Genomic DNA, 11,324 nt, shown 5'->3' with positions numbered 1-11,324 from the left:
ACATACTGAACAACTGCTAATTTTAATTCCTCACTGAACAATTCTTTTCCCATAGATTTCTGCACCCCTTTCGTTGACTTTCTTGTCCAACTTTTGGGGTGCAGTTCAGCTGACGCCTCCGCACTTGACATGCCCGCAGACTGCTGTTATTTTGTAGACAAGGCATCAGCAGCTGGCGCCGCTCCCGCCTTAAATTATTTTGGCTCTATTTTGCACTGCCCGGCAGTGTTTACACAAAATTTGGGACAGACCTTGCCGCAGGCAGCGTACCAGTATCCGTTGCATCCATTTCGGCTGTTATCGGCGATCACATGGATGATTTTCTTCTTTGTCATGCCATACAGGTTCACTTAAAATCCCTCCATTCTCTTTTCTGGAACGTGCTTTTCCGGAACAAAGCATGGGTGTAATCAATCTTGCCGATATCCATAGGAGCGTCCTCCCACTGGATACCGTCGGAGGAGTACATCCATCCTGCTGGATTAGGCCAAATTTCCCGCAGCACATTGATGTCGTCATCGGGGAAAACGATCTCTCCATACACCTTCTGGTATTTCCCAAGCAATTCTTCTGCTGTCATAACTGTGACCCTTCCTCATTTATCAAACTTTTCACACCTATTATCGATCGCCCCGGCATTCAGGACTGCTGTATCGCAGTCTACTTTCGGTAGCATTAGATCATCAGGTATCAGATTTTCGTCAAAACGATTGATATACAGCCTGCTGGATGGCCTGCAACATCTTATCGAAATCTGCTGCACTTTCAAAAACTGCTTTTTCCTTGGCGGACAGTACATTTTTAATGAATCCAGAGAAGATAAGCTGATATTGAGTCAAAATCTCCAAGCTCCTCCAATCCGGATCCTTCTCATTGAGATTTCCGTCCCTATCGTAATGTACCTGCATACTGTTGCAGTAGTCCATGACCTGCTGGCGTAAATTCTCCAATAAATATTTCATTAAATCCATGAATCTCAAAATGGAGGAATACGAATCTTTCAAAGTTGCGCAAGAACCACTGCAATTATTCACATCATTCCTGATTAAATCTTCATAATAGTCAGCAAAATCCTTATTTGCGATACTTGTAGGCTTTTGTAAGGATAGCCACGATTGAGTCCGTGCTCGTTTTACGAAGCATGTGATTCAGATAGGGAGACAACCCCATCCCTTTCTCACAGGACTGTTCACATTCGGACAGTTTTCGGAGTATAAAATATGCATTATATGCAAAAATGGCTTCACTGTGTAAATAATCAGCCATTTTCAGTATTTTTTGCACACATTCTAACTCTACTACCTGCTCTCGTGTGCTGGTTCTATACAGATAGCTTGCAATTATTCTTTTTTGCTCATCATTTATATTCGCTCTCATAGAGCCGTGTCACTCCTTGCCTTTCATCCCCCTCAACCAAATATGTTTCTTCAATCACGCATCACTTCTGGTTCTCCACTGCATCAAGATCAATACCGTAGATGTCCTTGATCCAGCCCTTAATTGTGAAGTCCCAGCCAACAAGTAAACCATTCCATTCCAAGACCCATGAAAAGACGTGAGGCGGACTCATGGACTGGAAGTGCTCATCGAGGTGCGTGTCATCCTCAACCAGCCCCATGCGGAGCCGCAGGAATCTAATGATGCTCTCAGGGTATCTGTTGTTGGTCTCCATGATCACTTTCCTCCATCCGGATATTTCTTCTGAAGTTCTTCTCAAAACTCATCCCATGCGCCGTCAGGATAGAAATCCTTGAGTTTTTTATAGATTCTCTCATCAACCTGCCGGTTAACTTCATCAAGTGTATCGCATAAAAACTGCGAGCTATGAGAGATCGGCACACCGTTCTGTTCAAATACCTCTTCACCTGCAAGGTCGCATAGAGAAACCTTTGTCTTCCGTACATCTTCTTCGGTGAAGGTAAGCAGTTCCGCACTTTGCAATTCTGTGCTGCCAATTAGAATGTGAACAGCTCTAAAGTACATATTCATTGCAAAATGATCGTATCCCAAAGCATTTTCTTGCAACATTTTATGGATGATTAGGACTTCATTGCTATCGTCCAAAGAGAGAGACGGTAGCCAAATGAACAATTCCATCCTCTTGAACGGTTTATACATTATAAGCTGATTCATTTTCTTATCCACTGCTCGCGCAATAATTGTTGTTATGAGTTCAGTCGGGTTCTTTGCGGGGATTGCAAAAGCAGATGCCTTTACACTCATTATCTCCTTGGACTCTTGAACGAGAAGCGCTTTTTCTGCATCTGAATACCAGTTCCAGTTTTCTTTCGGATACAAACCCTTGCGGCGAATATAATTTTCTTTCATCCAGAGCAATTTCCAAAACAGTCTCCCTTTTGAGCTTTTCGCATTTTCGGGGAATATCTGCCCATTTGCAATGTCTATAAGCCATCCATAAATTCTATCCTCTTCACAGCATGTCACTTCCACGCCGATCGATTCTGCTTCACACTGGAGATCTGGACGACCTTTATACTCCAACAAAGGGTAGCCCAGGATAATGTTCCAAAACGTATTTAGCATGGGTTTCAGACATTTTATTCAGGGCTTCTGTCATGTTCTTTCGTCTTTTGTCATATTCCAGTCTGTTCATTTTTATTACTCCGTTCTTCGTATTCCCCCTCTAAAATGTGTAAATCAAACCCCATCCGGCGGGTCAGATCGCCGTATCAGGTCTGGTAAAGTGAACCTCATATGATGATGTAGCCTTGATAGTCCTCACACTCATCATCATCGTCTTTCGGATACCAATGATATTTGCAATCCAGATTTTCGCACTGACCATTCCACATCAATTCTCCGCAAAGAGGACACCGCGTACAATCATACATAGAGGACATGGCTATTCTCCTTCTTTTCAATTCCCAATCGATAATCTGTCCGGCGGGCTGGCGCGGTTCATCATTATTTCTGCTTTCTATCAAATGAAATTCATACGATAGTCAGCTTAGCATCCAGCCCCTGCCGCACCGCATTCAGTGTATTTTCGAGATCTGCTGCGTTCTCATAAGGAATAGCCTGCACTTCATGGTCATCCTCACTCGAATACTGAATAAGAGAATTCTGGATAAATGTGCTCAGAATAAGCTGGTATTGGAGTAGCACCTGCACATACTTCCAGTAACGGCTGCTCTGGTTGTTCCGCATCTCTGCCATCCAGCCTTCCATATCGCCGTTTCCTTTTTATGGCGCTGCTTAACCTTCTCTGCAAGGCCTTTCATCATGTTCCAGAGTCCATTCATAAACTCGAAAAAATGAAAGAAATCACATTTCAGTGTGATGTACGGCTGATCTTCGTTTTGTTCAGCGAGTCCAAAATTAAATTCTAAGTCAATATCTACATCTTCCCACAGCTTAGGGATCTGTATTTCAAAAGGCAGCCAATTTTTCTCGCAGGCCCTACACCGATAATGCCATGACATTGCTTCCCGAAAGACCCTTTTGCAACTTTTGCAGTTGGAAAGCAAAGAGCCAATTGTTTCACTCCTGTTTTCATTCTTATAGAAATTCTCGATTGTATTGAAAATCAAACTGCGGCTTGATATATAAATAGTAAAATAGAATTCCTGCGAGAGTGTTATCTCTTCTGCATGACTTTTAGAGCACTCAGACAGTTTTTGAAGCATAAGGAACGCATTGTAGGCAATCTGTGCCTTATCATGCATATAATCGGCTTTTTCTGGATCTTTTGCCTTACTTCATCCTCTATCGTCTTATCACTCGAACCTATCATCTGGAGACATTTCGTACACAGCGCGCCATCGTCTGGTATTTTCTCAGTCATGAGGCCTTTTTTCCACACAATAAGCTCTTCACCGCAGAATGAACGCCATTCTGGTAATTTATCGCTCTTTAAGGCAATATGAAATAGCTTTTTCGACGTATCATAATAATACATTAGCTTTTTCCTTTCTATAAAACTACACACAGAGCCGCACCAGCACCTGAAATTCCACATTCACGCCGGAAATGCAGCAACCAAAGTTCGGACCAGTAAAATATCACGATATATTGTGCTATTTCTGTTACAGCTTTCTGTATACTGTGTTTTTTTATGCTTATTTGCGACCATTTGCAGGCCGCTATGGGGCCGGTGAAAACAACGCTATAACTTATTTGCAGCGCGCCCGGTGGGACACTCCACTCATCATTTGGACGCTTCCTGCGGCCCATAATAATCTGCGTATTCTGCTGCCTGTGGGCAGTGAGCACACGGAATGTCTTCCCGATCTAGATGGCGCAGCTTAGCGCCGTCCTATCGATTGCGACCGGAGGAAGCATAAAACTCGCCTTTTTTCATTACCATCCGTTTAACTGTCCGTCCCACAAGGACAAAAAAAGGCCCGGAGGGTAACATTACGTTACTCTCCGAGCCCTTTTTGCTCATTTTATGTGGGTGAATCGGTGCGTTTTTCAGTTAGGAATTACACAAAATAGATTACTTCGCCATGGAAGCAACTTCTGCCGCAAAATCATCCTGCTTCTTCTCAATGCCCTCGCCCTTTTCAAAGCGTACGCACTTGACAAGCTTGATTTCGCCGCCCAGTTCCTTGGCAACTGCTGCAATGTGCTGCTCAACAGAAACCTTGTTCTCCTTGACGAAAGCCTGCTGCAGGAGGCAGTTTTCCTCGTAGTACTTGCCAATGCGGCCTTCAACCATCTTATGAATGATCTGCTCCGGCTTCGGCTTAGCAGCAGTCTTATTCTCCTCAAGTGCCTGAATCAGGAGAATTTCCTTCTCCTTAGCCAGAGTAGCTTCATCTACCTCGGACTTGTCCATAAAGGACGGATTCATCGCAGCTGCCTGCATGCCAATATCCTTGCCCAGTTCCTTTACAGTTGCATTGCCCTTCAGGTTATCGGAAACCTGCAGGCCAACCAGAACGCCAATGACACCACCCATGTGCGTATATGCAACATTAACAGTGGAGTCATCAAAACGAACAAAGCGACGAATCTGGATGTTCTCACCAATGGTGAGAACCTTCTCCTGCAGCACTTCCTGCACGGTCAAATCGCCCATCTTGCAGGTCTTGAGCGCTTCCACGTCAGCCGGATTTTCCTTCATGACAACGCCAGCCAGATCAGCTACGAACTGCTGGAAATCAGCATTCTTAGCAACAAAGTCGGTCTCCGAGTTAACTTCGATGATTGCACCTACACCGCAGTCATCACAGACAGTGGCGCAGACAACGCCTTCCGCCGCAATGCGATCAGCCTTCTTAGCAGCCTTGGCCAAGCCCTTTTCACGCAGCAGTTCAATTGCCTTGTCAAAATCGCCGTCCGCCTCGGTCAGCGCCTTCTTGCAGTCCATCATGCCTACGTTGGTCATTTCACGGAGCTTCTTTACGTCAGCAGCAGTAAAAGCCATTTTATATTCCTCCAAATCAAGTTTTTTCATCAAAGCCACAGGGCGCGACGGCCCGGCGCCGCTACACGGCCAAAACCGGACGGCGCGCCGGGGGCGTCGCGCCCTGCGGAAATATTACAATATCAGAATTACGCCTCAGCCTTGGCTTCAGCCTCATCAGCCTTGGCCTCAACTTCGAGCTGCTCGCCCTGCTTGCCTTCCAGCACAGCGTTTGCCATGGTCTGGGAGATCAGCTTGATGGCGCGGATTGCATCGTCGTTGCCCGGAATGACGTAGTCAATCTCGTCCGGATCGCAGTTGGTATCAACGATTGCAACGATCGGGATACCCAGCTTGCGAGCCTCTGCGATCGCGTTCTTCTCCTTGCGGGAGTCAACCACGAACAGAGCACCCGGGAGCTTCTTCATTTCCTTAACGCCGCCGAGGTACTTCTCGAGCTTGGCGATTTCGAGCTGGAGCTTGATAACTTCCTTCTTGGGAAGCAGATCAAAGGTGCCGTCCGCCTGCATCTTCTGCAGCTGGTTCAGACGGGCAATACGGGTGCGCATCGTCTTAAAGTTGGTCAGCATACCGCCCAGCCAACGTGCGTTGACATAGAACTGGCCGCAGCGCTCAGCCTCTTCCTTGATTGCGTCCTGCGCCTGCTTTTTGGTGCCGACAAACAGGATGGACTCGCCAGCAGCGGCCATATCGCGCACGAAGAAGTAAGCTTCCTCGAGCTTCTTTACGGTCTTCTGCAGGTCAATGATATAGATACCATTGCGCTCGGTGAAGATGTAGGTTGCCATCTTCGGGTTCCAGCGGCGGGTCTGATGGCCGAAGTGTACACCGGCCTCCAGAAGCTGCTTCATAGAGATTACTGCCATTTTATTTTCCTCCTTGGTTGTTTCCTCCACCCCTGATCATCTGACAGCAGCAACCGATCAGAGCTGATCCGTCACCGGCTGCTTTCATCACGAGGTGTGCGAATTCGTGCTTAAATAGTATACGCTTCAATACACACTTTGTCAATCAATTTTTCTGTTCTTTCAGAAATTTTCACGCTTTTTCTATGTTTTTATCCGTCTCATGCCCTTTATCTTTTGCAAGCAAAACCATTGCTGCAACGATTAGAGCAATACCGCTCATATCCATACCACCAAGCGGCACACCCAGCCATACTACGCTCAGCACCGCCGATGCCACCGGCTCAATCGCCGCAAGAATACTCCCCTTGGCTGCACCAATCCGGCGCACCCCCTCCAGATAGCAGCAAAATGCGCAGATCGTGCCGAAAACAGTGATATACATTAGTCCTGATACGGTCACAATATCCCACTGACCGACTACATGCCACGGTTTGAATACCGCACACAATACAATTCCACCAATCAGCATGCCAATGCCGGTAATCGGCATCGTACCATATTGCACAATCATTTCGCGAGGCTGCACGCTGTATACCGCAAACGAGATGGCACCCATCATACACCAAAACAGAGCCTTGTCAGACAGAACAAGCTGCGATGGATCGCCATGTGTCGCCAGCAAAAACGCGCCTGCCATGGCGCATACTACTGCAAGAATCTCGCTTCGATGCGGCAAACGCCTGTCCCACAGCGCAAGCCACAACATGACAAGAACAAGGCCGGTGTATTGGAGTGTGGTCGCAGTTGCAGCGTTGGAAAGCTCGATTGAGCGAAAAAAGGAGTATTGGCACATGGCCATACCAAACAAAGCAAACACGACTATTCCTGCAACGCTTTTTGCAGAACGGAAAATCGACAGCACGTTCCCGCGCCAACGCAGAAGCGAATAAACGGTAAGTATCAGACCAGCCAGTGTCAATCGGACTGCTACCAGCCAGTCTGAACTCAAGCCGCGGTTCTGAAACAAAAACTGTCCGCAAGCCCCCGAAAAGGCCCAGCAGATCCCACCAAACATTGTTAGGGCATACCCTATTTTTTTCCGTCTGTCCATATCCTTTCCTCTTCCCTTTCACTTCAATTGTCCGATAACGGACTAATTGAAGTATAACATATTCTTTTTTATTCCGCTATCTTTTTTGCAATTATCGATGAAATTTTACCAAAATATAATCCTCCCCCAGTGTTTCAATACACTGCCATGGGATTTCCTGATCCTGCCGCGAAAACATTCCGAGCAATCCCCCCTGTCCGGGTACAACAATTGCCGTGATCTGTCCGCACACGGGATCGAATACCAAATCACACACCTCACCCAGCCGCGCGCCGTCACACAAATTGATTACCTCACGGCAATGCAGGTCGGAAAAACGTATCAGCCCCATGTTATCACTCCCCCAGTGCTCTTGAGAGGAAGCTTTCTGTGCTTTCGCCCGCTCCACGGTTATACCTCCCCATTTCATACAGGCAGGCAGGGTCTCTTGTCACCAGGTTGATCCGCTCTTCGCAGCCCAGCGTGCACAAGAATCCAATGCCCTCTAAAATACGTTCACTCTCTTCTGAACAGGCGCCAAACGGATAAGTATAGCAGGTCGGCGTTGGCAGGCCGGCTTCGCTCAACAGCTTTTGTGTTTGTTCCGTATCTTCGCGCAGCAGTGCTTCGTAGCTGCCTTCATCCTCTCCGCGCCGTCGCAGGCAGCCGCGGCGTTCACCATATTCATGTAGGTTCCATGAATGGTTCTGTACTTCAAACACATCCTGCATTTCTGTCAGTCGTTCCAGCCGCAGATGCGACCAATACGCATTTTCCACTCCATTTTCCGTATATTGCGCTGTTTGACTGCCAATCACTGAGATAACCGCACGCATACCGCGCTGCTGCAGCAATGGATAGGCGTATACATAATTATTATAGTAGCCGTCGTCAAAGGTAATCATAACCGGCTTTTCCGGCAGCGCAACGTCATCATAAACATAGGCCAGCAGGTCGGCCACCGTTACAGTTTGATATCCGCGCGCCTGCAACGCATCCAAATCTGCGGATAAAATATCCGGCGAAACGACATACTGTCCTTGTCGTGCGCTGTCTTTAAGAATGCTGTGATACATCAGCACCGGTAAGTGCACACCTTGCTGCTCCGCGAGCGTCATTTCTGCTTTGCCGCGGCCCAACAAGGCCAGTGCACAGCAAAGCGCAAGCACCGTACACACCGCCTGTAACGCCGTATGCCGGAATCCTAACTTCAAAAAAATCCCCTCCCCGGACTGCTTTTCAGATCAGCTTATGTCCGGGCAGGGGCAAATATTCGATTCGTGCAGCAGAAGCGATTTTCAGTGCCTATACTTTTCTACGCCTTCGGTATACAGATTGCCGCCAACACAGTCTTGCGAAACGATGGCGGTGAAATTTTCAACCGTCAGTCGTTTGACCGATTCACAGCCGAGATCATCGTACGCAATGACTTCAACCTTTTTGATGGATGCCGCCTTTGCTGCACCTGCGCCACCGATTGCAACCATATATACCGCCCCATTGCGTTGCATTGCGTCCTGTACGGTCTGACTGCGCACGCCTTTTCCGATCATACAGGCGAGACCAGCATCAAGCAGACGCGGCGCAAACGGATCCATGCGGCCGGAGGTCGTCGGTCCAACCGAACCAATCACCTGCCCCGGCTTTGCCGGCGTAGGCCCTGCGTAGTAAATCGCGGCGCCGTCCAAATCAAAAGGCAGTGCTTCTCCTGCGTCCATCGCAGCCACGATTCGTTTGTGTGCCGCATCGCGCGCCGTATATACTACACCGGTCAATGTAACGGTATCACCTGCGCGGAGCTTAGGCGCCCATTCCTTTAATTGTTCGGTTTTCAAATCATAATGTGCCATGATTATTCCTCCGTTTTCGGACGCAGATTGTTCAGCACATCCCGCAATCCACTTTTGTTTTTCTCGGTCTCGCCCTTGCTCAGTGCCGCACTAATCCGATCTATCTCACCTAGTACCTCACCCGCTTTGCGTGCCATCTCGGCCGACTCCTGCTGACTGCGTGCAAGCACTGTGCGGTAGTTTTCTTTGGTCGTGTCCAACTGCCGCTTCACCTGATCGATCATGTCAAGCGACTGGCGACGCAGCTTCTGCAGCTCTGCTTTGGCATCCTCCTCGATTTGCTTGGCACGGCGGTAGGCCGAAAGCTCCATCTCCGCAATTTTATCCTTGGATGCATCATACTCCCCGCACTTGGCCGAAAGCTTTGCGTTTTCCGCTGAAAGACGATCATTTTCCGCAGCAAGCTCCTCTGCACGAGCATTCTGCGCTTCGATTTCCCCGGTTTGCATGGAAAATCCGCGCTCAATCTGGTCGAGCTGGGCGCGGATTTTATCAGTATCCAGCGTCATTTCGCCCAGCCGCTCCAGCAGCTCGGCGTTTTTAGCGGTCAAAGTCTTGTTCTGCTCACTCAGCTCTGTCATAGCCGCCTGCGCCTCAGTAAGCTGACGGCGCAGCTCCTTGGTTTCGGAAAAGTATTTACTATCCGTTTCCTCTATGTAATGCAGTACATCCTCCCGTCGAAAGCCGCCGAATATTGCCCCGCGGAAGCCCTTATTCTGCTCATCCATTCCTGCGTTTCCTCCACATCACTGTTCTCTATGATTAAGTATTAGTATAGCAAAAAGCGGTTCCAATGGCAACACAAACTGCATCAGCACTCCAAAGACATTCATGCCTTTCGACCTTTTTACTATTTCTTCTTGCAAAAAAGGCATGGTAGTGTTATGATAAATTTATCTTGCTAAATTGAGGAAAATGCTATGTTAGAACTGAAAGATTTTGAGGCGGCAGCGGATCGTTTAAAGAATGTGATCCACAACATTCTGCTTTCCACTTCCTGCACGTTTTCCGGCATGACCGGCGCGGAAGTTTACCTGAAATATGAAAATCAGCAGAAAACCGGTTCCTTTAAAGTGCGCGGTGCATATAACAAGATTATGAAGCGTTATGCAGAGGGTGATCTACACGCAGTGGTTGCCTCCTCCGCAGGTAATCACGCGCAGGGCGTTGCCTTCGCAGCCAGCTCGGTCGGCGTCAAGTCGACGATTGTCATGCCGCGCTCCACGCCGATTGCCAAAGTATCCGCTACACAGGGGTATGGTGCTGAGGTCGTGCTGGCAGGAAACATCTACGATGAGGCCTATGCTAAGGCCTGTGAAATCTGCGAGGAAACCGGCGCAGAATTCATTCATCCCTTTGACGATGAGGATGTTATGGCCGGTCAGGGAACGATTGCGCTCGAAATCTTGCGCGACCTACCGTTTGTAGACATGATTTTTGTTCCAGCCGGCGGCGGCGGATTGATTTCGGGCGTGGCTGCTTGCGCTAAACAGATCAATCCTCGTATTCAAGTGATTGGCGTGCAGGCTGAGGGGGCGCCGGCAATTGCCAACTCCTTCCGTGCCGGCATATTGACTCCCTCGGATAATGTACGCACGATTGCCGACGGCATTGCGGTTAAGACACCGGGCGAAAACACATTCCAATATATTCAGAAATATGTAGACCGCGTTGTTACCGTTTCGGATGATGAAATCGCTTCCGCCGTGTTGCTGCTGCTCGAACGCTGCAAGCAGGTTGTTGAGACTTCAGGCGCAGCCTCTCTTGCGGCTGTTCTGAATAACAAGGTTGATGTTAAGGGCAAAAAAGTTGTCTGTGTGTTGTCCGGCGGTAATATCGATGTGTCCTTCATCCATAAGATTGTAGAAAAGGGCCTTGTTACTCGTTGTCGTCACCTCAAGTTCTCGACCATCATGCCGGACGCTCCCGGTGCGCTTGAACGTTTTGCGCATTTGGTTGCGCAGCAGAACGCCAATATCATTCGTTTTCAGCATGATCGTGTGCAGGCAGATCTGGATATCGGCGAGGCAATTATTCAAGTGGTATGTGAGGTTGGCGGTGTTGAGCATGCAAAGCGTCTGCTTGATGAAATGAGCCGTCAAGGGTATCAAGTATTCACCTCGCAAATCTGAGCCATGATATGG

At 48.2% G+C, this 11,324-nt stretch carries 14 protein-coding genes; 1 reads left to right on the top strand and 13 read right to left on the bottom strand.

Annotation, left to right across the window (positions count from 1 at the left end; translation table 11 throughout):
• Window positions 1-346: 346 nt before the first annotated feature.
• From ACTQ34_RS12590 to ACTQ34_RS12530, 13 genes are all read right to left on the bottom strand, one after another.
• Entirely contained in the window at window positions 347-580 is a 234-nt protein-coding gene (locus ACTQ34_RS12590; protein ID WP_441364127.1) for a hypothetical protein, read from the bottom strand.
• Window positions 581-701: 121 nt separating this feature from the next.
• On the bottom strand, window positions 702-971 hold the full coding sequence (locus ACTQ34_RS12585) for a hypothetical protein (RefSeq protein WP_441364126.1): 270 nt from the start codon (window positions 969-971) through the stop codon (window positions 702-704).
• Between the two features lie 467 nt (window positions 972-1,438).
• Window positions 1,439-1,672 (bottom strand): hypothetical protein, encoded by a 234-nt coding sequence (locus ACTQ34_RS12580; protein ID WP_441364125.1) that lies wholly within the window; start codon window positions 1,670-1,672, stop codon window positions 1,439-1,441.
• Between the two features lie 41 nt (window positions 1,673-1,713).
• The gene (locus tag ACTQ34_RS12575) at window positions 1,714-2,451 is read right to left on the bottom strand and encodes a hypothetical protein (RefSeq protein WP_441364124.1); all 738 of its coding nucleotides are present in this window, start codon (window positions 2,449-2,451) and stop codon (window positions 1,714-1,716) included.
• Window positions 2,452-2,491: 40 nt separating this feature from the next.
• The gene (locus ACTQ34_RS12570; RefSeq protein ID WP_441364123.1) at window positions 2,492-2,614 is read right to left on the bottom strand and encodes a hypothetical protein; all 123 of its coding nucleotides are present in this window, start codon (window positions 2,612-2,614) and stop codon (window positions 2,492-2,494) included.
• Between the two features lie 338 nt (window positions 2,615-2,952).
• Window positions 2,953-3,189: a hypothetical protein gene (locus ACTQ34_RS12565; protein ID WP_441364122.1), complete on the bottom strand. Its 237-nt coding sequence runs from the start codon at window positions 3,187-3,189 to the stop codon at window positions 2,953-2,955.
• A gap of 1,270 nt (window positions 3,190-4,459) precedes the next feature.
• Window positions 4,460-5,392, bottom strand: a complete 933-nt coding sequence (gene tsf, locus ACTQ34_RS12560; protein WP_373166304.1) for a translation elongation factor Ts — start codon at window positions 5,390-5,392, stop codon at window positions 4,460-4,462.
• Between the two features lie 128 nt (window positions 5,393-5,520).
• Entirely contained in the window at window positions 5,521-6,258 is a 738-nt protein-coding gene (rpsB, locus tag ACTQ34_RS12555; RefSeq protein ID WP_373166305.1) for a 30S ribosomal protein S2, read from the bottom strand.
• A 172-nt stretch (window positions 6,259-6,430) separates the two neighbouring features.
• Window positions 6,431-7,351: a DMT family transporter gene (locus ACTQ34_RS12550; protein ID WP_441364121.1), complete on the bottom strand. Its 921-nt coding sequence runs from the start codon at window positions 7,349-7,351 to the stop codon at window positions 6,431-6,433.
• Between the two features lie 91 nt (window positions 7,352-7,442).
• On the bottom strand, window positions 7,443-7,682 hold the full coding sequence (locus ACTQ34_RS12545) for a YlmC/YmxH family sporulation protein (protein WP_373166308.1): 240 nt from the start codon (window positions 7,680-7,682) through the stop codon (window positions 7,443-7,445).
• Window positions 7,683-7,686: 4 nt separating this feature from the next.
• On the bottom strand, window positions 7,687-8,544 hold the full coding sequence (locus ACTQ34_RS12540) for a polysaccharide deacetylase family protein (protein ID WP_441364120.1): 858 nt from the start codon (window positions 8,542-8,544) through the stop codon (window positions 7,687-7,689).
• Window positions 8,545-8,628: 84 nt separating this feature from the next.
• On the bottom strand, window positions 8,629-9,180 hold the full coding sequence (locus tag ACTQ34_RS12535; protein ID WP_441364119.1) for a Fe-S-containing hydro-lyase: 552 nt from the start codon (window positions 9,178-9,180) through the stop codon (window positions 8,629-8,631).
• Between the two features lie 2 nt (window positions 9,181-9,182).
• Window positions 9,183-9,908: a hypothetical protein gene (locus ACTQ34_RS12530; protein ID WP_441364118.1), complete on the bottom strand. Its 726-nt coding sequence runs from the start codon at window positions 9,906-9,908 to the stop codon at window positions 9,183-9,185.
• A gap of 192 nt (window positions 9,909-10,100) precedes the next feature.
• Between ACTQ34_RS12530 and ilvA the strand changes: the two genes are divergently transcribed.
• Complete coding sequence (gene ilvA / locus ACTQ34_RS12525; protein ID WP_441364117.1) at window positions 10,101-11,312, top strand: threonine ammonia-lyase; 1,212 nt, start codon at window positions 10,101-10,103, stop codon at window positions 11,310-11,312.
• Window positions 11,313-11,324 lie beyond the last annotated feature (12 nt).

Origin of the sequence: Agathobaculum sp. LCP25S3_E8 (assembly GCF_052117165.1) — a bacterium.
Classification (GTDB): Bacteria; Bacillota; Clostridia; order Oscillospirales; family Butyricicoccaceae; genus Agathobaculum.
This window is presented reverse-complemented; position numbering and strand designations above follow the sequence as displayed.

Bases quoted from the DNA above. Each gene is read 5' to 3' on its own strand.
- ACTQ34_RS12590 (WP_441364127.1), bottom strand. From the start codon at position 580: ATGACAGCAGAAGAATTGCTTGGGAAATACCAGAAGGTGTATGGAGAG.
- ACTQ34_RS12585 (WP_441364126.1), bottom strand. From the start codon at position 971: ATGGATTTAATGAAATATTTATTGGAGAATTTACGCCAGCAGGTCATG.
- ACTQ34_RS12580 (WP_441364125.1), bottom strand. From the start codon at position 1,672: ATGGAGACCAACAACAGATACCCTGAGAGCATCATTAGATTCCTGCGG.
- ACTQ34_RS12570 (WP_441364123.1), bottom strand. From the start codon at position 2,614: ATGAACAGACTGGAATATGACAAAAGACGAAAGAACATGACAGAAGCC.
- ACTQ34_RS12565 (WP_441364122.1), bottom strand. From the start codon at position 3,189: ATGGAAGGCTGGATGGCAGAGATGCGGAACAACCAGAGCAGCCGTTAC.
- tsf (WP_373166304.1), bottom strand. From the start codon at position 5,392: ATGGCTTTTACTGCTGCTGACGTAAAGAAGCTCCGTGAAATGACCAAC.
- rpsB (WP_373166305.1), bottom strand. From the start codon at position 6,258: ATGGCAGTAATCTCTATGAAGCAGCTTCTGGAGGCCGGTGTACACTTC.
- ACTQ34_RS12550 (WP_441364121.1), bottom strand. From the start codon at position 7,351: ATGGACAGACGGAAAAAAATAGGGTATGCCCTAACAATGTTTGGTGGG.
- ACTQ34_RS12545 (WP_373166308.1), bottom strand. From the start codon at position 7,682: ATGGGGCTGATACGTTTTTCCGACCTGCATTGCCGTGAGGTAATCAAT.
- ACTQ34_RS12535 (WP_441364119.1), bottom strand. From the start codon at position 9,180: ATGGCACATTATGATTTGAAAACCGAACAATTAAAGGAATGGGCGCCT.
- ACTQ34_RS12530 (WP_441364118.1), bottom strand. From the start codon at position 9,908: ATGGATGAGCAGAATAAGGGCTTCCGCGGGGCAATATTCGGCGGCTTT.
- ilvA (WP_441364117.1), top strand. From the start codon at position 10,101: ATGTTAGAACTGAAAGATTTTGAGGCGGCAGCGGATCGTTTAAAGAAT.